The sequence below is a fragment of the Erwinia papayae genome (assembly GCF_058241465.1).
Genome location: NZ_JBZCHT010000009.1, coordinates 1,636,095 through 1,660,159, shown reverse-complemented (window position 1 = coordinate 1,660,159; position 24,065 = coordinate 1,636,095). Strand labels below are relative to the sequence as shown.

22 protein-coding genes and 2 pseudogenes are annotated in these 24,065 nt (G+C 53.6%); 7 read left to right on the top strand and 17 right to left on the bottom strand.

What is annotated here, in order from left to right; genetic code table 11:
- Nucleotides 1-4: 4 nt before the first annotated feature.
- Nucleotides 5-289: pseudogene (locus tag AC3RPL_RS12640) on the bottom strand (nucleoside recognition domain-containing protein); the annotation flags it as partial.
- A 277-nt stretch (nucleotides 290-566) separates the two neighbouring features.
- Between AC3RPL_RS12640 and AC3RPL_RS12635 the strand changes: the two are divergent.
- On the top strand, nucleotides 567-1,046 hold the full coding sequence (locus AC3RPL_RS12635) for a YbjO family protein (protein ID WP_034941249.1): 480 nt from the start codon (nucleotides 567-569) through the stop codon (nucleotides 1,044-1,046).
- A 49-nt stretch (nucleotides 1,047-1,095) separates the two neighbouring features.
- Nucleotides 1,096-2,223 (top strand): 23S rRNA (uracil(747)-C(5))-methyltransferase RlmC, encoded by a 1,128-nt coding sequence (gene rlmC / locus AC3RPL_RS12630; RefSeq protein WP_490740266.1) that lies wholly within the window; start codon nucleotides 1,096-1,098, stop codon nucleotides 2,221-2,223.
- 3 nt (nucleotides 2,224-2,226) lie between these two features.
- Here rlmC and AC3RPL_RS12625 read toward each other — a convergent pair whose 3' ends face one another.
- From AC3RPL_RS12625 to AC3RPL_RS12600, 6 genes are all read right to left on the bottom strand, one after another.
- A complete protein-coding gene (locus AC3RPL_RS12625) occupies nucleotides 2,227-2,964 on the bottom strand; it encodes a transporter substrate-binding domain-containing protein (RefSeq protein WP_490740265.1) in 738 nt (245 codons plus the stop codon).
- 130 nt (nucleotides 2,965-3,094) lie between these two features.
- A complete protein-coding gene (gene artM / locus AC3RPL_RS12620; protein ID WP_034941241.1) occupies nucleotides 3,095-3,763 on the bottom strand; it encodes an arginine ABC transporter permease ArtM in 669 nt (222 codons plus the stop codon).
- The gene (gene artQ / locus AC3RPL_RS12615; RefSeq protein ID WP_034941238.1) at nucleotides 3,763-4,479 is read right to left on the bottom strand and encodes an arginine ABC transporter permease ArtQ; all 717 of its coding nucleotides are present in this window, start codon (nucleotides 4,477-4,479) and stop codon (nucleotides 3,763-3,765) included. The genes artM and artQ overlap by 1 nt, the downstream gene beginning before the upstream one ends.
- Before the next feature lie 7 nt (nucleotides 4,480-4,486).
- Complete coding sequence (artJ, locus tag AC3RPL_RS12610; protein ID WP_490740264.1) at nucleotides 4,487-5,218, bottom strand: arginine ABC transporter substrate-binding protein; 732 nt, start codon at nucleotides 5,216-5,218, stop codon at nucleotides 4,487-4,489.
- A 14-nt stretch (nucleotides 5,219-5,232) separates the two neighbouring features.
- A complete protein-coding gene (gene artP, locus AC3RPL_RS12605) occupies nucleotides 5,233-5,961 on the bottom strand; it encodes an arginine ABC transporter ATP-binding protein ArtP (protein ID WP_034941231.1) in 729 nt (242 codons plus the stop codon).
- 188 nt (nucleotides 5,962-6,149) lie between these two features.
- Nucleotides 6,150-6,677: a lipoprotein gene (locus AC3RPL_RS12600; protein ID WP_490740691.1), complete on the bottom strand. Its 528-nt coding sequence runs from the start codon at nucleotides 6,675-6,677 to the stop codon at nucleotides 6,150-6,152.
- Between the two features lie 122 nt (nucleotides 6,678-6,799).
- Here AC3RPL_RS12600 and AC3RPL_RS12595 point away from each other — a divergent pair, with 122 nt between their 5' ends.
- A complete protein-coding gene (locus AC3RPL_RS12595) occupies nucleotides 6,800-7,123 on the top strand; it encodes a heavy metal-binding domain-containing protein (RefSeq protein ID WP_034941224.1) in 324 nt (107 codons plus the stop codon).
- On the top strand, nucleotides 7,123-7,947 hold the full coding sequence (locus AC3RPL_RS12590; protein ID WP_490740263.1) for an N-acetylmuramoyl-L-alanine amidase: 825 nt from the start codon (nucleotides 7,123-7,125) through the stop codon (nucleotides 7,945-7,947). The genes AC3RPL_RS12595 and AC3RPL_RS12590 overlap by 1 nt, the downstream gene beginning before the upstream one ends.
- A gap of 61 nt (nucleotides 7,948-8,008) precedes the next feature.
- On the opposite strand, the gene ltaE is transcribed toward AC3RPL_RS12590, so the two are convergent.
- The 5 genes from ltaE to cspD form a co-directional block, all read right to left on the bottom strand.
- The gene (gene ltaE, locus AC3RPL_RS12585) at nucleotides 8,009-9,016 is read right to left on the bottom strand and encodes a low-specificity L-threonine aldolase (protein WP_490740262.1); all 1,008 of its coding nucleotides are present in this window, start codon (nucleotides 9,014-9,016) and stop codon (nucleotides 8,009-8,011) included.
- Nucleotides 9,017-9,077: 61 nt separating this feature from the next.
- A complete protein-coding gene (gene poxB, locus AC3RPL_RS12580; RefSeq protein ID WP_490740261.1) occupies nucleotides 9,078-10,799 on the bottom strand; it encodes a ubiquinone-dependent pyruvate dehydrogenase in 1,722 nt (573 codons plus the stop codon).
- A gap of 97 nt (nucleotides 10,800-10,896) precedes the next feature.
- Complete coding sequence (gene hcp, locus AC3RPL_RS12575; RefSeq protein WP_490740260.1) at nucleotides 10,897-12,537, bottom strand: hydroxylamine reductase; 1,641 nt, start codon at nucleotides 12,535-12,537, stop codon at nucleotides 10,897-10,899.
- Between the two features lie 100 nt (nucleotides 12,538-12,637).
- Nucleotides 12,638-13,537 (bottom strand): LysO family transporter, encoded by a 900-nt coding sequence (locus AC3RPL_RS12570; RefSeq protein WP_490740259.1) that lies wholly within the window; start codon nucleotides 13,535-13,537, stop codon nucleotides 12,638-12,640.
- Nucleotides 13,538-13,843: 306 nt separating this feature from the next.
- Nucleotides 13,844-14,071 (bottom strand): cold shock-like protein CspD, encoded by a 228-nt coding sequence (gene cspD / locus AC3RPL_RS12565; protein ID WP_034941210.1) that lies wholly within the window; start codon nucleotides 14,069-14,071, stop codon nucleotides 13,844-13,846.
- Between the two features lie 319 nt (nucleotides 14,072-14,390).
- On the opposite strand from cspD, the gene clpS reads away from it, so the two are divergent.
- Nucleotides 14,391-14,711: an ATP-dependent Clp protease adapter ClpS gene (gene clpS, locus AC3RPL_RS12560; protein ID WP_034941207.1), complete on the top strand. Its 321-nt coding sequence runs from the start codon at nucleotides 14,391-14,393 to the stop codon at nucleotides 14,709-14,711.
- A gap of 28 nt (nucleotides 14,712-14,739) precedes the next feature.
- Complete coding sequence (gene clpA / locus AC3RPL_RS12555; protein ID WP_490740258.1) at nucleotides 14,740-17,016, top strand: ATP-dependent Clp protease ATP-binding subunit ClpA; 2,277 nt, start codon at nucleotides 14,740-14,742, stop codon at nucleotides 17,014-17,016.
- A gap of 84 nt (nucleotides 17,017-17,100) precedes the next feature.
- Here clpA and infA read toward each other — a convergent pair whose 3' ends face one another.
- The 5 genes and pseudogenes from infA to trxB all read right to left on the bottom strand — a co-directional run bounded on the left by infA (nucleotide 17,101) and on the right by trxB (nucleotide 23,017).
- Entirely contained in the window at nucleotides 17,101-17,319 is a 219-nt protein-coding gene (infA, locus tag AC3RPL_RS12550) for a translation initiation factor IF-1 (protein WP_002211347.1), read from the bottom strand.
- Nucleotides 17,320-17,681: 362 nt separating this feature from the next.
- On the bottom strand, nucleotides 17,682-18,374 hold the full coding sequence (gene aat / locus AC3RPL_RS12545; protein WP_490740257.1) for a leucyl/phenylalanyl-tRNA--protein transferase: 693 nt from the start codon (nucleotides 18,372-18,374) through the stop codon (nucleotides 17,682-17,684).
- A 32-nt stretch (nucleotides 18,375-18,406) separates the two neighbouring features.
- Nucleotides 18,407-20,134, bottom strand: a pseudogene (gene cydC, locus AC3RPL_RS12540) (heme ABC transporter ATP-binding protein/permease CydC).
- Nucleotides 20,134-21,900: a heme ABC transporter permease/ATP-binding protein CydD gene (cydD, locus tag AC3RPL_RS12535; protein WP_490740256.1), complete on the bottom strand. Its 1,767-nt coding sequence runs from the start codon at nucleotides 21,898-21,900 to the stop codon at nucleotides 20,134-20,136. The pseudogene cydC and the gene cydD overlap by 1 nt, the downstream one beginning before the upstream one ends.
- A 148-nt stretch (nucleotides 21,901-22,048) precedes the next feature.
- On the bottom strand, nucleotides 22,049-23,017 hold the full coding sequence (gene trxB / locus AC3RPL_RS12530; RefSeq protein ID WP_490740255.1) for a thioredoxin-disulfide reductase: 969 nt from the start codon (nucleotides 23,015-23,017) through the stop codon (nucleotides 22,049-22,051).
- A 527-nt stretch (nucleotides 23,018-23,544) separates the two neighbouring features.
- On the opposite strand from trxB, the gene lrp reads away from it, so the two are divergent.
- Nucleotides 23,545-24,039, top strand: a complete 495-nt coding sequence (gene lrp / locus AC3RPL_RS12525) for a leucine-responsive transcriptional regulator Lrp (RefSeq protein ID WP_006118610.1) — start codon at nucleotides 23,545-23,547, stop codon at nucleotides 24,037-24,039.
- Nucleotides 24,040-24,065 lie beyond the last annotated feature (26 nt).

Genomic DNA, 24,065 nt, shown 5'->3' with positions numbered 1-24,065 from the left:
ATCTGGCCCCGAGAGTGAACAAAGTGAAATCGGTTATTAATGCCAGACCGGTACGCCCCGGAATGCCTGATAAAGGTCTTAGCAATGGGGTCAGTAATTTATGTACTGCACGCATGGCACCGTAATGGGTGAAAATTTCCATTACGCCCGATACCCGCATCACCGTTGGCACCAGCGGCAGAGCAAATAAAAATCCGGCTTTTGCCCCGACGCCACCCGCACCGACAAAGGAACTGCTGGCGGCATCTTTCATGCTGCCAGACTTTCTGGCAATTTCCATAAAGTGGAAATATTTCCCGAATTGCGCTAAAAATAGCATGCTGCTATTTCGTGGTGTGATGAGCAGATATCGAGCCTGGGAAGACAAATTAAGCGAACGTGCTGTGGAAAAAAGCAAAAACCCACCATCTGCTGTTTCAGTAATGAAATAAAAAATATCATATCAACTCAGCGTTGATTAACTATCCTGTTTGTTTTTCCGCTGTGGCGAAAAATGGACAAGACAACTACAGGCTGGCGCAGTTGCACCATGCCGGAGCAAAAGCAGGCCAGGGCAGGAGTAAACCATGTCAGAGGTGTTGAGAGAAGGTAAAGCGGTTCTGTCATCAACCTTATCTGTTCCGGTGCCGGTGCTGGTGGCAGGCGTCAGCATCATTGCTATCCGCTGCGTGGGCGTTGCGCTTCAGGTGCACGAGCTGGGCATCAACGAGCTGTTGCGCTTTGTGCATCGCAGCGCTCAGGCCTGGGATTCCACGCTGATTTTTATCGCCAGCCAGCTGCTGTTTTTCATTCAGTTACGCTGTGCGCTGGCGGTGATGCATGGCCGCAATTGGGCGCGCTGGGGTTATGCGCTGGCACAGCTGGTGGTGATGTTTTACCTCTCTGTCGCTTCAATGGGTTGGATCTATCCGGAACTGTTCAATATCAGCGGCAGCGGTCAGGGGATGCTTCTTCCCCGGCTGATTTCCGCTATGCTGCCCGATTTACTGGTGCTGTGTCTGCTGTTTATTCCTGCCAGCAGTCGGGAATTTTTTCGCCATCGCTGAAGACACAATGGTACAATCCTGGCCCGCTGTACCAACCACGGACCTCCACATGCATTGCTCCCTTTACGAAACTGACCGCTGTCGCTCCTGCCAGTGGCTGGCTGTGCCTTATCCCCGGCAGCTTGATGAGAAGCAGCATACGTTGCGCCAGCTGCTGGCCGGGCATCCGGCTGCGCAGTGGCTGCCACCGGTGACCTCTGCACAACAGCAGTTCCGCTATAAAGCAAAGATGGTGGTCAGCGGCAGCGTTGAACGGCCTGTTCTCGGCCTGATGCACCGTGACGGGCAACCGGTCGATCTCTGTGACTGCCCACTCTATCCGGAAAGTTTTGCCCACGTGTTTGCCCAACTTAAGCCGTTTATCGCCAGGGCCGGACTGACGCCGTATAACGTGGCGCGCAGACGCGGCGAGCTGAAGTTTATTCTGCTGACTGAAAGCAGCCACAGCGGTGAGCTGATGCTGCGTTTCGTTTTGCGCTCAAAAGAAAAACTGGCGCAGTTGACCCGCGAGCTGCCGGGTCTGCAACAGCAGCTGCCCCGGATCGCTGTGGTTTCCGCCAATATCCAGCCGGTCCATATGGCCATTCTTGAAGGCGAAGAGGAGATCCCGCTGACGGAGAATCAGGCGCTGGCCGAACAGTTGAACGATGTGCCGCTGTGGATACGTCCGCAAAGTTTTTTTCAAACCAATCCACAGGTTGCGGCCTCACTTTATGCCACTGCCCGCCAGTGGGTGAGGGCGCTGGATGTCAGCAGTATGTGGGATCTGTTCTGCGGTGTCGGGGGTTTTGGCCTGCATTGCGCCAGTCAGGAAGTGCGCCTGACCGGTATTGAAATCAGCGCTGAAGCCATTGCCTGTGCGCAGCGTTCAGCGGCGGTGATGGGCAGGGAGCAGATGCGTTTTGCTGCGCTGGATTCCACCGCGTTTGCCACCTCTGAACAGGCTGCTCCCGAGCTGGTGCTGGTGAATCCGCCGCGTCGTGGAATTGGCGCGGAGCTTTGCCGCTGGCTGAGCACGATGTTGCCACAGTGGATCCTCTATTCCAGCTGCAACGCGCAAAGTCTGGCCTGTGATATTGCCTTGCTGAATGATTACCGGCTGGAAAAAGTGCAGCTGTTTGATATGTTTCCGCACACGGCGCACAGCGAAGTGCTGACCCTGTTGGTACGTCGCTGAGGGTCAATTCGCCACACCCAGCCAGTGCTGGGTGAGCTGGCGCAGCGTGCCGTCATCTTTCAGGCTCTGCAATGCGTTGTTCAGCTGTTCCAGTAGCTGAGCGTCGTCTTTGCGTACCGCAATGCCCAGCCCCGAGCCAAAATAACGTTCATCGGTAACTGGCTCACCCACCGAGGCAAGCTGCGAATTGGCTTTTAGCAGTTGCTGCACCGCAGGGGTGTCACCAAAAATGGCATCCAGTCTGTTGCTGCGCATATCCAGTAGCGCATTCTGGTAGTCGTCATACACCACCGGAATAATCTCCGGCCACGCCGATTGCAGATAGGCCTGCTGCGTGGTGTCCCCTCCCACACCCACACGTTTACCTTTCAGTTGGGCAAAGTCGCTGTAGCGGTTTTTCATCGCGATAATGGTGCCGGAGTTAGCCAGGTAGGGGCGGGTAAAGTCCACCTGTTTCAGGCGTTCATCGGTAATATCCATACCGGCAATCACCGCATCGTAGCGACGAAATCTGAGGGATGGTAGCAGCAGATCAAAAGCGGTGTTGGTGAAAATACACTCAACCTGCATACGCTTACACAATCCTTTCGCCACGTCTATATCAAATCCCACCATCTGGTTATCGTTGTTGAGGTATTCGAAGGGGGGATTTGCGGCGGTGGTGGCAAAGCGTAATGAACCGTTCGCCAGCGCGCTCATACTGAGGCTGGCGAGTAACAGGGCCAGGAAAAGCTTGTGCATTACTTACCGTCCTTGCGGTTAACAGACAGGCTATTATGCCGGTCGGCAGCAGTAAGCTATCCGTTGATTAACCACCAAAGAAGGGCTGTTTCCGAAAGATTCCGGTAGTGACAGGCACTACCGGTGTCGATCAGTGACGACGTTCGAACGCCAGAGCGCGGTGCTCAATCAGACGCATCAACAGCGTCAGCAGGCCATTAACACAGAGATATATCAGCCCTGCGGCGGCAAACACCGTGACATCATAGGTTCTGCCATACAGCAGCTGACTGTTGCCCATCACCTCCATCAGGGTAATGGTGTAAGCCAGCGAGGTGCCTTTGAACACCAACACCACCTCATTGGACCAGGAGGAGAGCGCGCGTCTCAGGGCGTAGGGAAGCAGGATGCGCAGCGTGTCTTTGCGGTTCATACCCAGTGCTGCGCAGGATTGCCACTGCCCGGACGGAATTGCCCGTACCGCACCATGAAAAAGCAGGGTGGTATAGGCCGCGCTGTTCAGTGACAGCGCCAGCAGTGCGCACAACCACGGCTGGGAAAGCAGATTCCACAGCCACGGCACTGACTGAATGGCGGGAAACTGCCCGGGGCCATAATAAATTAAAAAGATCTGCACCAGCAGCGGTGTGCCGGTGAACAGCGTGATATAACCGCGCACCAGCAGGCTGAGCACCGGCAGCTTCAGGGAGAGGATCACCGTGAGCAGCAGTGATAACAGCAAGGCCAGAACCAGCGCGGCGGCGGTCAGCGTCAGGCTGGTGTGAAGCCCTTTTAACAGATCGGGTAAATAAGCCAGCATCAGTCGCTTCCCCGCTCAAATCGTGTGGCTCTGGCATCAATCCGTTGCAGAATTTGCTGGCTCAGCAGCGTAATCAGCAAATAGATGGCGGCGGCAATCATGTACCAGGTGAAGGGTTCCTGAGTGCGCGTGGCAATGCTTTTAGTCTGAAGCATAATGTCATTGACGCTAATGAGAGAGACCAGTGCCGTATCTTTCAGCAGCACCAGCCACTGGTTGCCCAGTCCCGGTAAGGCATGACGCCACATTTGCGGCATGATCAGGCGAAAGAAAATCGTGCTCTTCTTCATGCCCAGCGCCTGGCCTGACTCCCACTGACCACCAGGCACCGCTTTCAGTGCGCCACGCAGCGTCTGTGAGGCGTAGGAAGCGTAGAGAATTGACAGGGCAATCACGCCGCAAAGAAACGGACTGACGTCAAAGTTCTGAATAGCCAGCTGTACCGGAATTTTCACCACGGCCAGATTGATAGTGAAACCATCTGAGAGCGTCAGCAGCAGCTGCGAGGCGCCAAAATAGACAAACAGCACCACCAGAATTTCCGGCAGACCACGAAACAGGGTTACCAGGCCGGTGGCTATCCAGGCCAGCGGTCGCCAGCGCGCCGATTCCCAGGCAGCAAAAATCATCGCCAGCACCAGTCCGACCGTAAGGGCAGAAATGGCAAGGCCGACGGTCATCCCGGCGGCGCTTGCAAGAGGATAAAGTTCGTTCATTCAGAGATTACTGCTGGAACCATTTGTCATAGATTTTCTTCCAGGTGCCATCGGCTTTGACTTTATCCAGCGCGGTGTTGAACTGGTTTTGCAGCTCGCTGTTGCCCTGGCGTACGGCAATGCCCAGGCCGGTGCCGAAATAGGCTTTATCTGTCACTTTTTCGCCTACCGCTGCCAGATTTGCGTTCTGTTTCAGCCACTCATTCACCACGGCGGTGTCACCAAATACCGCATCAATACGGCCATTTTTCAGATCGAGGATGGCATTCTGATAGCTGTCGTAGGGCACGGTTTTAATGCCGGTCATTTTCTCGGTCAGGTATTTCTGGTGAGTGGTGCCGTTTTGCACGCCCACGCTTTTGCCTTTCAGCGCGTCTGTTGAGGTGATTTTACCTTTCTGCGCAATAAACAGGGCGGAGTTGTCGTAATAGGCTTTGCTGAACAGCACCTGCTTTTCCCGCTCAGGGGTGATATCCATACCGGCCATTACCGCATCAAAACGACGAAATTTCAGGCTGGGGATCAGGCTGTCAAAGGCCTGATTAGTGAAAGTGCAGGTTGCATTCATTTCATGGCACAGCGCGTTAGCCAGATCCACATCAAAGCCCTGAATCTTGTTGTTTGCGTCAACAAATTCAAACGGAGGGTAGGAGGCTTCGGTGGCAAAGCGAAGGGTCTGTGCAGCAGTTGCGCTCAGGCTTAAACCGGCAAGCAGTACGGCTAATACGACTTTTTTCATCATGATGTCCTGCATCAATGTGACAGATAATGGGCAAACGCATCGGTTTGCGGCTGTGTAAAGCAGCTGGCATCACCCTGTTCGACGATATACCCGTTTTCCATATACACCACGCGACTGGCGGTTTTACGCGCGACTTCGACCTCGTGGGTGACAATAACCTGGGTAATGCGCGTGTGGGCAAGCTCCTGAATAATTGCAACGATTTGAGCCGTGATCTCGGGGTCCAGCGCGGCGGTCGGTTCATCAAACAGCAGGACCGCCGGTTCCATCATCAGCGCCCTGGCGATGGCGACGCGCTGTTGCTGACCACCAGACAGGTGAAGCGGGAAGCGATCGGCAAATTTGCTCAGGCGCAGGCGATCGAGCAGTTTGTCAGCCCTTGCATGGGCCTGTTCTTTGTCTAATCCAAGCACGCGACAGGGTGCTTCGATCAGGTTTTGCTTCACGGTCAGATGTGGCCAGAGATGATATTGCTGAAAGACCATGCCAACATTCTGCCGCAGCTCACGGATGGTGGCGTCAGAGGGGGGCTTACTGAAATCAAAATGGTGACCGGCAATCGCCAGCGTGCCGGAACGCGGCATCTCCAGCAGGTTAAGCACGCGCAGCAGTGAACTTTTTCCGGCACCGCTTGGGCCAAGCAGAACCAGCGTCTCCCCTTCGGGACACGCCAGCTGGATATCGAACAGAGCCTGATGGGCACCATAAAAGCAGTTAACAGCGTTAAGTTGAATACTCATGCGCAAAAGGTGAATAGCAATTGATGCTGCGAATCTTATCGTTGACGGCATGGTTATGCAATCATCGTCTCAAAAATTAGCAATTGCATGGCTGAAAAGCAAAATATCAGCACAAAATCGTAAGGATTGACGCTGGAGACAGCAGGGAGAAGCGGCTGACGCCCGTGTGGCAGGCATCAGCCGGTGATTTATTTCAGCAGACGCTGGCTGAGCGAGCCGCCATCAAGATGGGGATTCGGACTGAGGTAGCGCACATCGTCTACTGCCCAGCAGGTGCCTTCACGAACCATCAGCACTTCATCCTGCCATTCCTGCTTATTGTTGCCGTCACGGCTCAGACTGACCCGCAGCGGGATATTGCGCGCATCGTGGTTGGGAATACTGGAAGCATCCGCCACGCTGGCAGAGGTTGGGCCTGCTGCCACGCTGGAAAACAGGTCACCCTGAGACAGGGCGGCTTCTTTTTTCGGTTCGCTTCCGGCTTTAAGCAGCGTCTGATACAGCCTGTCACTAAGATAAGGGCGGTATTTCGCCAGTTGTTGTGCGTCTGGCAGACCGGCCGTGGGTTGCTCTGTGCGCAAATCATAGAACTGCTTCGCGACAGAATCCGGACCGCCATCAGCGCAGGGTCCCATTCGGGTACCGATATCCTTATAAGCGGGTTGGACCGTGGTACAGGCGCTCAGCAGCAGCGCCAGCGGAGTCAGGGCGACGATGGCCTAGAATTTCATCTTGATTTCCTTATTGTTTCTGGAAGGCATTTTTTAGCATAGAGTATAGCCGTTCTGCTTGACCGTAAGGGCGGGTTTCATCTGCACGATATTGAGGAGAAAGCGTAATGCAATTTTCAACCACTCCTGGCCTCGAAGGCCAGCCGATTATTGAATATTGTGGCGTGGTCACTGGCGAGGCGATTCTGGGAGCCAATATTTTTCGCGATTTTTTTGCCGGTATTCGCGACATCGTTGGCGGGCGTTCTGGCGCATACGAGAAAGAGCTGCGCAAGGCGCGGCTGATTGCCTTTGCAGAACTGGAAGCGCAGGCCAGCGCGCTGGGGGCTGATGCGGTCGTGGGCATTGATATTGATTATGAAACGGTCGGTAAGGACAGCAGCATGCTGATGGTCAGCGTCAGCGGCACCGCCGTGAAAACCCGTCGCTGATGCGCCGGCTGCTTGCCTTGCTGTCAGTGCTTCTGCTAAGTGCTTGCGCCACTTCCGGCGTTGAGAAACATGATGGCTATCTGGTTGATACCCGCCATCCGGCATATGGTGCCAGGCCCCGGATTAGCATGCTGGTTTTGCACTATACCGCCGAAGATTTTCCCTCTGCGCTGGCGACACTGACCGACCGCGAGGTCAGCGCCCATTACCTTATCCCGGCGCGACCGGCGGAGAAGGCACGCCAGCCGGTGGTATTCGGGCTGGTGCCGGAATCGCAGCTGGCGTGGCATGCTGGTAGTAGCTTCTGGCGCGGGGCAACCCGACTGAATGATACGTCTGTTGGCATTGAGCTGGAAAATCAGGGATATCAGCGTACCCGGCATGGGGTTGTCTGGTTTCCGTTCCCCGCCGGTCAGATGGCTGCGCTGCTGCCGATGGCTCGTGATATCGTCAACCGCTATCACATCCCGCCGCAGAATGTGGTGGCACACAGTGACATTGCGCCGCAACGCAAACAGGATCCCGGCCCGTTGTTTCCCTGGCAGTGGCTGGCAGAGCAGGGGATTGGGGCCTGGCCTGATGCGCCGCGCGTTCACTTTTTTCTCGCAGGCAGAGCGCCACAACAGCTGACCGACAGCAACCTGTTACTGGATTTGCTGGCCCGTTATGGTTACCAGGTGTCGTCAGAGATGGCCCCTGCACAGCAACAAAAAGTGATTGCCGCATTCCAGATGCATTTCCGACCGGCAGATTACTGGGGGCTGGCAGATGCAGAAACCGAGGCCATCGTCAGAGCGCTGCTGGAGAAATACGGCGGGGCGTAACACCTGCTGTCTGACGATCAAAAACCCGGCAACGGCAGGGTAATCTGGCAGCGCAGAGTCGTTATGGCTGTGTGGCGAGGAAAGCCTGCCATTCGGCTACTAAGGTTTCCAGAGCCGGGCGAGGGACATCCAGATGGGTGACCAGCCGCGTCACTGCCCCGGTGCTGAGCCGAATCCCCTTCGCCTGCATCCAGTTTTTCAGTGGTGTCACCTGGTTTTCAGGCAGGCGAACAAACACCATATTGGTGTCCTGACGTAAAACATCCACGCCGCTGGCCTTTAGCTGCTGTGCCAGCCAGGCAGCGTTATCGTGATCCTCCTGCAGGCGGGCCACATTATTCTCCAGAGCATAAAGCCCGGCAGCGGCCAGGATGCCGGACTGACGCATTGCGCCACCGGTCATTTTGCGCCAGCGGCGGGCGCGCTGAATGTAGTCGTGGCTGCCGCACAGCAGTGAACCTACCGGCGTACCGAGGCCTTTTGACAGACAGATGGTCAGGGTATCGCAGTAGCGCGCCAGCGCCTCCAGACTGACACCCAGCGCCACGGCGGCATTGAAAATACGCGCGCCGTCGACATGCAGCGCCAGTTTGTGCTTACGGGTGAACGCCCACGCCTGTTGCAGATAGTTCAGCGGCAACACTTTGCCGTTGTGGGTATTTTCCAGGCTCAGCAGCCGGGTGATGGCAAAGTGAAAATCATCAGGCTTGATAAACTGCGCCACCACATCCAGCGGCAGCGTGCCGTCAGCGGCAGCCAGAATCGGCTGCGGCTGAATACTTCCCAGTACCGCCGCGCCGCCCGCTTCATATTTATAGTTATGCGCCAGCTGGCCGACGATATATTCTTCGCCCCGCTGGCAGTGACAAAGCAGAGCAACCAGATTAGCCTGAGTGCCGGTAGGTAAAAACAGGGCGGCTTCTTTACCACTGAGGCTGGCGGCTTTCGCCTCCAGTGCGTTTACCGTGGGATCATCACCGTAGACATCATCGCCGGTTTCTGCCGCCATCATTGCAGAGCGCATAGCCGCTCCGGGTTGGGTCACTGTGTCACTACGTAAATCGATCACTGCGGCGCTCCTGTGATGAAAACGGACGCCGAAGCGCCCTGAAGTAAGACCTCTGACCGTTTTACCGTAGCCAGTTTGTTTTTGCCAGCTCGACCACCTCGTCGCCTCGTCCATTGATAATGGCGCGCAGCATATACAGGCTGAACCCTTTGGCCTGTTCCATTTTAATCTGTGGCGGCATCACCAGTTCTTCACTGGCGGTGACCACATCAATCAGCGCGGGGCCGTCATAATCCAGCGCCTGGCGGATGACATCGTCAAGCTCTGACGCTTTCTCCACGCGGAATCCTCTGACGCCACAGGCGGTGGCTATTTCAGCAAAGTTCGGATTTTCCAGCGCGGTGCCATCGGTAAGATAGCCCCCTGCTTTCATCTCCATCGCCACAAAGCCCAGCACGCTGTTGTTGAATACCACCAGTTTTACTGGCAGTTTCAATTGTGCGACAGAGAGGAAGTCGCCCATCAGCATAGTGAAGCCGCCGTCACCACACATCGCAATCATCTGACGCGCGCGGTCAATTGACTGAGCGCCTAACGCCTGTGGCATGGCATTTGCCATCGACCCGTGGTTAAACGAACCCAGCAGGCGTCGTTTGCCATTCATTTTCAGATAACGGGCGGCCCACACCGTTGGCGTACCCACATCGCAGGTGAAAATCGCGTCGGCGTCAGCGTGATGACTGAGTTGCTGAGCCAGATATTGCGGATGAATCGCCTGCCTGTCGTTAGCGGTAGCCAGTTCATCCAGACCTTTGCGCGCATCAACATAGTCTTCCAGCGCTTTATCGAGAAAATCCCGGTCTTGTTTGACCTCCAGCAGAGGCAACAGCGCTGTCAGCGTGGCCCGGATGTCACCCGTCAGCGCCATATCCACATGGCAATGTGCACCGAAGCTGCCGGGATCGAGATCGATCTGAATAATTCTGGCGTCGGCCGGATAAAACGCCCGGTAAGGAAAGCGCGTACCCAGCAGCACCAACGTGCTGGCATTCATCATGGCGTGGTAACCTGATGAGAAGCCAATCAGCCCGGTCATGCCCACGTCGTAAGGGTTGTCGTATTCGATATGCTCTTTGCCGCGCAGTGCATGAACCACAGGGGCTTTCAACGTTTGCGCCAGTTGCACCACTTCATCATGTGCACCGGCACAGCCGCTGCCGCACATCAGGGTGATCTTCTGTGATTCATTCAACAGCGAGGCCAGTTTTGCCAGCTCTCCGGAAGAGGGTTGGACCACCGGCAATTGCGGCGTATACCACGCGGCGGAAGCACCTTCCGGCGCGGCTTGCAGCGCCACATCACCGGGGAGTACCACTACCGATACCCCGCGATTGAGAATCGCTTTGCGCATGGCAATGCCGAGAACCTGGGGTAACTGTTCCGGATTGGACACCATTTCACAATAGTGGCTGCACTCTCTGAACAGCTCCTGCGGATGCGTCTCCTGGAAATAACCGCTGCCGATCTCGGCTGAGGGAATATGGGCGGCAATCGCCAGCACCGGCACATTGTTGCGGTGACAGTCAAACAGGCCGTTGATCAGGTGAAGGTTGCCCGGCCCGCAGGAACCGGCACATACCGCCAGTTTACCGCTGATTTGTGCCTCTGCTCCGGCGGCAAATGCGGCGACTTCCTCATGGCGGGTTGGCATCCATTCAATGGTGCCCATGCGGTTCAGGCTGTCGCTGAGACCATTAAGTGAGTCTCCGGTGACTCCCCAGATGCGCTCAACCCCGGCATTTTCTAACGTTTTTGCCACCAGCGCGGCTACGGTTTGTTTCATGTCTGCTCCTGATCTGCTTCAGTCCCGTTTTAAAACGGCAGGAAAAAGCATAGTCGAGGCAAACGGAATGTGAGAGCAAAGCAGCTGATGGCGGGTTTCATTGCCCGAGAAACGCCTTCAGGTCCTCATCGGGGGTGGCGATCGATTGCAGGCCAAATTTGTTGTGCAGCAATGCCAGCAGGTTGTCACTGAGAAAGGCCGGGGGCGTAGGGCCGGTGCGGATATTTTTCACGCCCAGCGCCAGCAAGGTCAGCAACACCGCGATGGCTTTTTGCTCAAACCACGACAGCACCAGGGTAAGCGGCAGATCGTTGACCTGACAGTCCAGTTTTTCCGCCAGCGAGACAGCCAGCACGATGGCGGCGTAGCTGTCGTTACACTGGCCAATATCCAGCAGGCGAGGCAGGCTGCACAGTGTGCCAAAATCGAACTGATTAAAACGATATTTACCGCAGCCCAGCGTCAGGATCAGGCAATCCTGCGGAATGCTTATTGCCAGCTCGGTAAAATAGCTGCGTTGGCTGCGGCTGCCATCACAACCGCCAATCAGAAACAGATGGCGCAGTTTATTTTGCGCCAGCAGTTCAGTCAGGGTATCGACGGTACGTAATAATTGCTGACGGCCAAAGCCCACCGTAATTTCTTCAGGCGGTTGGCTGTCGGGAAAACCGGGCAGGGAGAGTGCCTGATCGATGACGGCGGAAAAATCGTCCCCGGTAAGATGGCTGACACCCGGCCAGCCAACCACATTTCGGGTCCAGAGCCGCTGTTGATAGTGCCGGGCGAAAGGATCAATAAGGCAGTTGGAGGTCATAATTATTGGTCCCGGAAAGTGGGAAAATTCCTGCTGTTGATCCTGCCAGCCACCGCCGTAGTTTCCTGCCAGATGCGGATACTTTTTCAGACCGGGATAACCATGTGCGGGCAGCATTTCACCGTGGGTGTAAATATGAATACCCCTGCCAACCGTCTGATCCAGCAGCCGTTGCAGCTCTTTTAAATCGTGGCCGGAAATTAAAATGGCTTTTCCGCACAGGGGACGGGTATTGACCCTGACCGGCTGGGGATGGCCCCACGCGCTGGTTTGCGCTTCATCCAGCATTGCCATAATCGCGTAGTTCATTTTACCCACTTCCAGTGCGGTCTGGAGAAGTTCATCCATGCTGTCAGGTAAGGTTCCCAGCCACGCCAGCATCTGATGAAATTGCTGGTAAATTTTTTCCTGGTAGTGACCATGCGTGTGGGCGTGTTCCATATACGCGGCCGCGCCTTTCAGGCCATACAAACACAGCAGGCGAAGTCCGTGACTATCTTTGCTGGCATCCCGCCGGGTTAATGCCCGGTCTGCTGCCTGCTGTTGCAGCTGCAATGGGTCTTCGCTGTTGAGTGTGATCTCTGCTGCCGGATGGTGAGGATGAGAGGTTACACAGGCCAGCTGCGCTTTTAGCTGCTGGCGGTAGTGAACAGCCTGATGGGCGTAACTGATAATTCGTGCAGAATCAAAATTGACATTGGTCAGGGTGGCAAAAAATGCCCGTGGCACAAAGCTGTCAATGGCGTGGTCAGTGATGCCTTGTTGCCGGGCGGCCACTGCCCAGGCAGAGAGTCCCTGTAATACGGCGATCAGTAAATCCTGTAAATCTGAAGTTTCTGCCGTTTTGCCACATACCCCTCTGGCGTAAGCGCAGCCGGCACCGGCCCGGGAACGCAAAGTTTGCTCACACTGAATGCAGAACATAGCTGACTCCTTAGTTGCATGTAAAATGCAACTTTATGCCGCAATTCAGGCCGGTGTCTTTGCTAAGCGCAGATGGATTGATTTGGCGCAATAAGATCAATCAGGAAGAGAACAGGGCAATAAGAACCGGCGCCGCCAGGCTGAGAATAAAACCATGCACGATGGCTGCGGGAACCAGCTCTGTCCCGCCGCTGCGTTGTAATACCGGCAGGGTAAAATCCATCGACGTGGCACCGCACAAACCCAGAGCGGTCGAGCGATGGCGGGCGATTAGCGCCGGGATCAACATAATTGCCAGCAGTTCACGCAACAGATCGTTAAAAAAGGCTGCGCTGCCAATTACCGGGCCGAAAGATTCCGTCATAAGAATGCCGGAAAGCGAGTACCAGCCGAACCCTGATGCCAGAGCAAGGCCGGTGCGCAGGGAAAGCCCAAGCAGTATCGCGGCTATCATCCCACCCGCTAATGCACTGATAAACACCACTGATGCCACCAGCAGCCCACGGCGGTTCAGCATGATTTGCCTGAGCGTCATCCCGCTGCCACGAAGTTGCAGGCCGACGAGTAACAGGAGAAACAGCAGGGCATACTCACTGGCTGCGGAGGCATTTTTTAACACCGCCCAGTGAGTGAGTCCGACAAGAAATCCTCCTGCCACCACGCCGCAAAGAGAAAGAGAGTCAAGCATCATGTGCAGCCGTGAGGCCAGGGGGCCTCTGTGATGGCGGTGCTGCCACGGATGACGCCACTCCAGCAGGCGCAATGCCAGAAGATTGCAAAGCAGGATACAAATCGCGCTCACCAGGGAGTAGTGAAATACCGTCAGCAGGTTATTACTCAGATTATCGAGAAAGGCCAGGCTGACGCCCATCATAAACAGGATGATGTACACCATCCAGCCCAGCAGCTTATTGACCAGTTTTTGCAGTGAAATACTTTTGAATGGCAACAGGTAGCCGATAACCAGCGGCAACAGAATGATCAACAAACCGGAATACATGAAAAAATTCATCCCTGAGAGAATTAAAACACTATCCTGACGAAGTTTTCATGCTGAGTAAAGCTGAGCGACTTGCATCATCCGCAGGCTCTTTATCTGATTACCCGCATCGGATAAAGGGCATTTACCGCACAGCGTTCGACTTGCAGGCGGTTATTATCAGATTTACCAGCGGATGGGGTATTTCAATGACAGCGGGCTTGAAAATCAGTGGGACGGCCTGATATTGAAATACAGCGGTAAAAAATGCCAGCTGGGGTGGCTGGCATTTTACACAAGGGTTGGTCAGAATGAGTAAGGGCAGGGTCATGCACTGACTGCCATCACTGATTCCACTGGAACGATGAGGCTGGCATGATTGCCTTTTGGTCCCTGATGCACATCAAACTGGACCTGCTGCCCGGCCTTCAGCGTTCTGTAGCCATCCATCTGGATAGTGGAGTAGTGGGCGAAGATGTCATCGCCACCGCCGACCGGACAGATAAAGCCAAAACCCTTGGCATTATTGAACCATTTAACAGTACCCGTCTCCATACTTCTGGATCCCTCGCAAGAAGTTCAATTGTATGAGGTGAAGAGGCTGCCGCCTCTGGGCTGGTTAAAACACACTCAGCTTAAGGCTGTACTGTAGAGAAATAGAACAAAGCGTCAAGCAATTGGAACTTCAGAACTGGGAAAAAATCATCAAAATTTGAAGCAGTTAACGCTATTGCAAATTTTGTGATGAAGGTCGCGAAGTGAAAGAGTGTGGCAGAAAAATCATCGGCGCTGACCCGCTTGCAGTGTGTGTTAAACTTACCACTGAACGAAATGAGTCTGGCGTAACCAGGTAACGATCTTATTGTGGATACGTATGGGGAATACTAACGACTGGCTTAACTTTGAACATCTTGCAGATGACAAACTTCGCGAGGGACTCAAGCCGCCTTCGATGTATAAAGTTATTCTCAATAATGACGATTATACACCTATGGAATTTGTTATTGACGTACTGCAAAAGTTCTTTTCTTATGATGTTGAACGTGCAACGCAACTGATGCTTGCGGTCCACTACCAGGGAAAGGCGATTTGTGGTGTTTTCACTGCCGAAGTGGCAGAAACCAAAGTCGCTCATGTAAATAAGTACGCCAGGGAGAATGAGCATCCGTTGCTGTGTACGCTGGAAAAAGCCTGAATAAGGCGATCTATTGGGGGAGGTGCCTATGCTCAATCAAGAACTGGAAATCAGTTTAAACATGGCTTTCGCCAGAGCGCGCGAGCACCGTCATGAGTTTATGACCGTCGAGCATCTGTTACTGGCTCTGCTTAGTAACCCGTCGGCCAGAGAGGCACTGGAAGCCTGTACCGTTGATATCGTGGCTCTGCGACAGGAGCTCGAAGCCTTCATCGAACAAACCACCCCGGTCTTGCCGGTCAGTACAGAAGAGCATGACACTCAGCCAACGCTCAGTTTCCAACGTGTACTACAACGCGCTGTCTTTCACGTGCAATCATCCGGACGTAGTGAAGTGGCCGGGGCCAACGTGCTGGTCGCTATTTTTAGTGAGCAGGAATCCCAGGCCGCTTATCTGCTGCGCAAACATGAAATCAGCCGCCTTGATGTGGTGAATTTTATTTCTCATGGCACGCGGAAGGACGACGCTGGTCCCTCTTCCGGTGCGGAAAATCCAGTTAACGAAGAGCAGGCAGGCGGGGAGGAACGTATGGAAAACTTCACAACCAATTTGAACCAGCTTGCTCGTGTAGGCGGCATTGACCCGCTGATTGGCCGTGATAAAGAGCTTGAGCGGGCAATTCAGGTCCTCTGCCGTCGTCGTAAAAATAATCCACTGTTGGTGGGCGAGTCCGGCGTGGGTAAAACCGCTATTGCTGAAGGCCTGGCCTGGCGTATCGTGCAGGGTGATGTGCCGGAAGTGATGAAAGATGCCACCATCTATTCACTGGATATCGGCTCTTTACTCGCCGGAACCAAGTACCGTGGTGATTTTGAAAAACGTTTCAAAGCGTTGTTAAAACAGCTTGAACAGGATAGCAGCAGTATTCTGTTTATCGATGAAATTCATACGATTATCGGTGCGGGTGCAGCTTCTGGTGGCCAGGTTGACGCAGCCAATCTGATTAAGCCACTTCTTTCTGGCGGAAAAATCCGCGTAATGGGCTCCACCACTTATCAGGAGTTCAGTAACATTTTTGAGAAAGATCGTGCGCTGGCCCGTCGTTTCCAGAAAATCGATATCACCGAACCTTCCGTTGAGGAAACGGTGCAGATCCTTAATGGTCTGAAACCTAAGTACGAGGCGCATCACGACGTACGTTATACCGCGAAAGCTGTCCGGGCAGCAGTAGAGCTGGCGGTGAAATATATCAACGACCGTCATCTGCCTGACAAAGCCATTGATGTGATTGACGAAGCAGGCGCTCGCGCCCGCCTGATGCCGGCAAGCAAGCGTAAAAAAACGGTTAACGTATCGGATATTGAATCTGTCGTTGCCCGTATCGCCCGCATTCCAGAAAAAAGCGTTTCTGCAACTGATCGCGATACGCTCAAAACGCTGGGCGATCGCCTCAAAATGCTGGTATTTGGACAGGACAATGCGATTGAGGCGTTGACCGAGGCGATTAAGATGAGCCGTGCAGGGCTCGGACAGGATCGCAAACCTGTCGGTTCATTCCTGTTTGCTGGTCCTACCGGCGTCGGAAAAACGGAGGTCACGGTCCAGCTGGCGAAAGCATTGGGCATTGAGCTGCTGCGTTTCGACATGTCTGAATACATGGAAAGACACACCGTCAGCCGTTTGATCGGTGCGCCTCCGGGTTATGTCGGTTTTGATCAGGGGGGACTGCTGACAGATGCAGTGATTAAACATCCCCACGCCGTGGTCCTGCTTGATGAGATTGAGAAAGCCCATCCCGACGTTTTCAATCTGCTGTTGCAGGTGATGGATAACGGTATGTTAACGGATAATAACGGCCGTAAAGCTGACTTCCGTAACGTGGTCGTGGTGATGACCACCAATGCCGGTGTGCGGGAAACTGAGCGCAAATCTATTGGCCTGATTCAGCAGGACAACAGTACCGATGCTATGGAAGAGATCAAAAAAATCTTTACGCCAGAGTTCCGCAACCGCCTCGATAACATTATCTGGTTTAAACACCTGGATACTGAAGTTATTCATCAGGTGGTGGATAAGTTTATCGTTGAGTTGCAGGCGCAGCTGGATGCGAAAGGGGTGTCGCTGGAGGTCAGTGATGAAGCCCGGGACTGGCTTGCCGAGAAGGGGTATGACAAGGCGATGGGTGCCCGTCCAATGGCGCGTACCGTGCAGGAAAGCCTGAAAAAACCGCTGGCAAATGAACTGCTGTTTGGTTCGCTGGTGGACGGCGGCTCAGTTTCAGTTGCGCTGGATAAAGCAAAAAATGAGCTGACTTACCATTTCCTCAGTTCAGAGAAGCGTAAAGCTGAAGGAACAGTTCACTAATCCTGATGAATAACGCCTGAGATCAAGGCCGCACAATGTGCGGCCTTTTTACTTTTCAGCGCGGGTTAGCGGCAGAGAGAGCGGTTAGCGACTACGGAAGACAATGCGGCCTTTGCTCAGGTCGTACGGGGTCAGCTCAACAGTGACTTTGTCGCCCGTCAGGATGCGGATATAGTTTTTGCGCATTTTACCGGAGATATGAGCGGTTACCACGTGTCCGTTTTCTAATTCAACGCGGAACATGGTGTTAGGTAACGTATCCAGTACGGTACCCTGCATTTCAATATTGTCTTCTTTGGCCATCGAATCCTCTGAGGGTTACAACCTTCGTTTTTTAACCGGCAAGATAATGCCGAATTTCAGGTATTATGTAAAGAATTGTTGGTGATTTCACCAGCATCAGCCCCTCTGCAAAGGGTCAGGCAGAGAAGCGTACAAATAAAAAACTGCGAGAGTGATGACGTCAGCGCGGAGAATTGCGGGCTAAGAGTGGGTCTGCATTCGCTTCTGCGCGTAATGAAAACCGTAAGACGAGATGCGTTAATATTCCCAGCCAGGCCAGACCCGGCTCGCTACATACAGGAAGCGAAGGGCGGACGACATATCAAACGCGCGCAGTATATCATTGTTATCCAGTCTTGCGTGGAAAACATCGCGGCTTCACATCAAAAAAGAGTTTGCTGCTGCCAGCAGTTTTCCGCCAGCGGCTGGTGAGCCAGGGTATGCACCTGTTGCAGATAGTCTGCTCTGGCAATCTCCTGTGCGCCCAGTGAAGCGGTATGAGGATTCAGCACCTGACAATCAATCAGTTTTCCTCCTTGCTGCATAAAATATTGACTGAATACCAGCAGGGCTGTTTTTGAGGCATTTTCTCTGTAACTGAACATGGATTCACCACAGAAAATTTTTCCAAGCGAGAGCCCGTACATACCGCCAACCAGCTCATTATCAAGCCATACTTCAACCGATTGTGCATGACCGGCTTCCGACAGTTTCAACCAGGCACGTTTAACTTCGTTAGTAATCCAGGTGCCTTCTGCACGATCGCTGGCGCATCCTTCGAGCACACCATAAAAGTTATGATTAATGGTCACGCGATAGGGGGAGCGCTGGTGAAACCGCTTCATGCTTCTGCTGAGATGAAATTTTTCAGGGTAGAGCACGGCGCGGGGATCGGGTGACCACCACAGAATGGGGTCACCAACGGAGAACCAGGGGAAGATTCCACGGTGATAAGCATGAAGCAGACGCGCTGGGCTGAGGTCTCCTCCCATTGCCAGCAAACCGTTAGGCTCCCGCAGCGCCATCTCTGGCGGAGGAAAATTGATTGATTCCCTGGAAAGTTGGATCAGACGCATGGTGATAATCTCTGTCGAACGAGAGCCTGTGACTATAGCGTATATCGCTGATGAAAATACCAGTAACGGCCGCGTTTTGCGATTAATTCGCGATGCTCACCCTGTTCAATCAGACTGCCATTTTCCATAACGCAAATTCTGTCGAAATGCATCAGGCCCTGCAATCTGTGAGTCACCATCACCATCGTCTTGTTACGTGCTACCTGACGTAGCAGCATAAGAATCTGCTGCTCGGTTTCAGCATCCAATCCTTCAGTTGGCTCATCCAGCAGCAGCAACGTACCGCCATGCAAAAGTGCGCGGGCCAGCCCCAGCCTGCGCAGCTCACCACCGGAAAGCTGGCGTCCGCCTTCTCCCAGCCAGCCGTTCAGCCCCTGGCTGTCGTGTAATAATCCTTGCAGTCCAACCTGATGCAGCACCGCAGTTAACTGTTGATCATTGCTGTCGGGTGAAGCCACCAGCAGGTTTTCCCGCAATGTCCCGTTAAACAGATGAACGCGCTGCGTAACCACGCTGGTCATCCCACGCAGTGTGGCCTCGTCCCAATTCTTCAGCGGCAATCCGTTTAACAAAATTTCACCGCCGTCCGCGTCCCACGCGCGGGTGAGGAGTTGTAACAGTGTCGATTTACCACACCCGCTTCCTCCCAGCAGGGCAATATGCTCACCGGCGGCGATATCCAGCGAAAACCCATCCAGCGCTTTTCTGCCACCGGGCTAGGTAAAGCTTATTTGTGCCAGTTGCAGTTGCGCACGATCGCTAACACTCTGTTGGCCGCCGGTGAAAATGACCGCAGGCTGCTGATTAATTATCTCTGTCACTCGTCTGGCTGAGGCGATAACCTGGCCCAGATGCAGGAATGCACTACCAACGGGAGCCAGCGCTTCAAAAGCGGCAAGCGTACAAAACACAAACAGAGCAATCAGAGCGCCGGGTTGGGTTTCTCTACCCACGCCGCCAGCACTCAGCCACAGGATAAGTACCACGGTGAATCCCATTATGGTCAGCAACAAAGCCTGGGAAAGTCCGCCCAGCGAGGCCTGGGATCGTTGGGCATCCTGCCACTGTGCCTCTGTTGTCTTAAGTTCCTCTCGAACACGCGTCGCAGCACCATACAGTTTCAGCTCATTCTGGCTCAGCAACCAGTCGGTAAGTTGAGCGCGATACTGTGCCCGCAAGCGGGTTAAAGCGTGGCCAGCAGGGTTTCCCAGTTGGTAAAAAAGCGGCGGCAGGATCAACAGGGTCAGCAACAGTATCACGCCTGTCATCAGCGCCAGCTGCCAGTCCAGCCAGCTCAAACCTACAGATACCACCAGAATGACGACCAGTGCACCCAACAACGGTGAGATAATGCGCAGATAAAGGTGATCAAGCGTATCAACGTCGGCAACCAGCCGGTTCAATAAATCGGCACGACGAAAACCTGCCAGACCGCCAGGAGAAAGAGGCAGTATTTTGCTGAAAGTAAAAACCCGCAGATGTTCAAGCACTCTGAAGGTGCCATCATGGCTTACCAGTCGCTCAAAATAGCGTGCAGCAGTGCGACTGATAGCGGCACACCGCACACCGGCGGCGGGTAACATGTAGTTGAAACTGTACAAACCAGCCCACCCGGCAAGGGAAGAGGCAGCGAGAAACCAACCGGACAGGGTAAGCAAACCAATGCTCGCCAGCAAAGTGACAACGGCCAGTATTACTCCGAGGGACAAACGCCAGAAATGACGGCGGTAAAGCGCTAAGAATGGGCGTAACGTTTTCATTATTCCGCTTCCTGACGTCGTGAAATAAGTTCGGCAAATGCGCTGCCTTGCTGCGATAACTGCCGGAAGCTACCCTGCTGAATAAGCTTTCCTTCACGCATCAGCCAGATTTCATCCCACAGGTGCAACTGATGTAACTGATGGGTGACTAACAATGTACTTTGCTGTTGGGAGGCTGCCAGCAAAGCCTGACTGACATGGTTTTCACTGTGACTGTCCAGACTGGCAGCGGGTTCGTCCAGCAGCAGAAGTTTGCAGGGCTTGTACAGCGCCCGCGCCACGGCGATACGCTGGGCCTGCCCGACAGAGAGGTTTGCTGCCTGCTCGCCGGTTTCACTTGACAGGCCATCTGCCATCAAAGGAAGAAATTCTGTGACGCCAGCGGCGTCGCAAACCTGCCGAAGTGTTGCCGGATGATTGCTTCCATCCAGCGCGATATTTCCCGCCAGCGTACTGGCTGGCAGAAGAGGATTCTGCCCAACCCAGGCCAGTTGTCGATGCCAGTGTTCTTGCAGGATGTCACGCAATTCCACCTCATTAACTCGCAGCGCCCCCTGATAGGGAAGGTTACCCAACAGCACATTCAGCAGGGAGGTTTTTCCGGCTCCACTTTGACCAATAATGACAATGCGTTGTCCGGGAGTGACGGTGAAATCCAGCGGGCCTGCCAGCAGCGTATTTTGTGGTGAAAGTATCATCAGTCCCTCAGCCACAATGGTCAGTCCGGCACTGAAATCGGGCTGCTGGTTACCCTGCCTGAGCGGATATTCTGCTGTTGTCGTCAGGAAGGCTTCAAGCGAGTCTGCTGCGCCGGTTGCCTGGGCCTTAGCGTGGTAAAAAGTGCCTAAATCTCTCAGCGGCAGGAAAAATTCCGGTGCGAGGATCAACGAAAGAAAGCCGGCAAACAGCGTGACACCCGCATTGTAATGACCGAAGTTAAGTTCGCCCAGATAGGAGAAGCCAAAATAAACCGCCACCACGGCAATAGAAATGGAGGCGAAAAACTCCAGCACTGCTGAGGAAAGAAAAGCAATGCGCAAAACGTCCATAGTCCGCTGACGGAAATCCGTTGAGGCCTGGCGAATATGATGTATTTCCGCTTCACCACGGTAGAACAGTCGCAGCGTGTCAAGCCCGCGCAGCCGGTCAAGAAAATGACCGCTGAGTCGGGACAGTGCCTGAAAATTTCGACGGTTGGCATCGGCCGCGCCCATGCCAACCAGGGCCATAAAAAGGGGAATTAAGGGGGCTGTTACCAGCAGGATCAGCGCTGCGGCCCAGTTGACCGGGAGTAGTGTCAGCAGAATAAAGCAGGGGACAAGCGTTGCCAGCAACATTTGCGGTCGGTAGCGGGAATAGTAATCCTGCATATCCTCAATCTGTTCCAACAATAAGGTCGCCCAACTCCCTGCGGGTTTACACTGAATCCAGGCTGGCCCAAGCGACTCCAGCCGTTCCAGAACGGTCTGGCGCAAACGTTGTCGGATAACTCTGCCATATTCAAATCCGGCTTTTTCACGTAGCCAAAGCAGCACAGCTCGCAGAGCAAAGCAGCCACCCAGCAGAATAAACTGCGGCAGAAGAGCTGCGCGGGGGAGATGGCTGACTATCAACGAGTGTAGTAGTCCTGCCAGCAGCCAGGCCTGCGCGAGAATTAATAACGCACTGAAAAGTCCCAGAAGTTGTGAAAGGCGCAACCAGCGTGTGTTGTGGGCGCTCTGGCTTTTTAGCCAGCGTAATAACTGTTGCTGTCGTGATTTATTCATGACCAGGTGAGCCAGATGCTAAGTGTCAGGGTCACTGCAACGACCCGTAATTTACCGGGAAAGAGGATGGACGATGTTACAACGCAGAAGGGAAAAAGGCGAACGCTGGCGCTCGCCTTTGGAAAAATTGATGCAGGATTTTAACAAGTTACTGAGAGTTTTTAACTAATCCATCGAGATAGCGTTCAGCATCGAGAGCGGCCATACAGCCCGTGCCGGCAGAGGTGATCGCCTGCCGATAGGTGTGATCCATCACATCGCCGGCAGCAAATACGCCGGGGATACTGGTCTGTGTGGCATTGCCCTGCAAACCAGACTGTACTTTGATATAGCCATTTTCCAGTTCAAGCTGATCTTTAAAGATGGCTGTGTTCGGGCTGTGCCCAATGGCAACAAACAGTCCGGCGACGTCCAGTTCTTCAGTCTGGGTATCATCAAGCACTGAACGCAGGCGCAGTCCACTGACGCCCATCTGGTCGCCGGTGACTTCGTCCAGCGTGCGATGAGTATGCAGCACAATATTGCCGTTGCTGACTTTTTCCATCAGACGATCAATGAGGATTTTTTCTGCCCGAAAACTATCTCGCCGGTGAATAAGATGGACTTCAGCGGCGATATTTGCCAGATAAAGTGCCTCTTCAACGGCGGTATTGCCGCCGCCAATGACCGCCACTTTCTGATTACGGTAAAAGAATCCGTCACAGGTAGCACAGGCCGATACGCCTCTTCCTTTGAACGCTTCTTCCGAAGGCAGCCCAAGGTAACGTGCGGAAGCGCCTGTAGCGATAATTAAGGCGTCAGCGGTGTATTCGCCGCTGTCGCCCGTCAGTCGGAACGGACGATGTTGCAAATCGACGCTGTGAATATGGTCAAAAATTATCTCAGTATTAAATTTCTCGGCGTGCTCCTGCATACGCTCCATTAACAGGGGCCCGGTAAGATCGTGCGGGTCGCCCGGCCAGTTTTCCACTTCAGTGGTGGTGGTCAGCTGTCCCCCTTTTTCCAGACCGGTGATCAGGACCGGCTCCAGATTGGCGCGTGCAGCATAAACGGCAGCGGTATAACCAGCTGGACCAGAGCCCAGAATCAGTAACTTGCTATGTTTGGCGGTGCTCATCAGACCCTCAACTGTGTTTACTCTCTACCCTGCTGCTGATTGTAGGGAATTTAAGAAGGCAAAAAAAGCATTCAGCAATTTTGTTAACAATGGCTGTAAAAGGTTTAACCAATTTACATTGAACCAGAATGGGGAATGATGGGCAAAAACAGCGCGGGAAATGACTTCAGATGGTGCAGGGTAGCTCAAATATCCATTAAAAAACAGTCATCCAGCGACACGTCTGGCATGTTGTACTGATTTTAGTTGTTTTACTTTGACAATCAGCTGTGCTTTTGCGAAAACAGTGTAGGAAGCAAAGGGTTTTTCGACTGGCAGATCGGTTTAACCGACTGATTTTGTGCTTCCAGTCGGATACACCCGGTCTGTCATTGGTCATGAAGCATGGTGTGGACAGACAACATGCTTCATACGGATGTGCGTGAAATATCGCAGCAGGCTCCAGACTTCACTTAGAACATCCCTGTGATAATGAATGTGATCAGGGCATGGCAGGTAAAGGGAAGGTATTAAGAGAGACAATAATAATGGTAGACAATAAAAAACGGCCCGGTAAAGATCTTGACAGAATTGATCGCAATATCCTCAACGAACTGCAAAAGGATGGGCGTATCTCCAATGTCGAGTTATCCAAGCGAGTAGGTTTATCACCGACACCTTGTCTTGAACGCGTCCGCCGTCTTGAAAGACAGGGATTTATTCTCGGCTATACTGCGCAGTTAAATCCGCACTATCTGGATGCTTCGCTGCTGGTGTTTGTTGAGATTACTCTGAATCGTGGCGCGCCGGATGTGTTTGAACAATTCAACGCTGCGGTACAAAAACTTGAGGAAACTCAGGAGTGTCATCTTGTTTCAGGCGATTTTGACTATTTGCTGAAAACGCGTGTGCCAGATATGTCAGCTTATCGTAAGTTGCTGGGTGAAACCTTGCTGCGACTGCCGGGTGTGAACGATACGCGCACCTATGTGGTGATGGAAGAGGTGAAACAAAGCAACCGTCTGGTCATTAAAACCCGGTAACACAGAGCAGGTGCAAAACCTGGAAG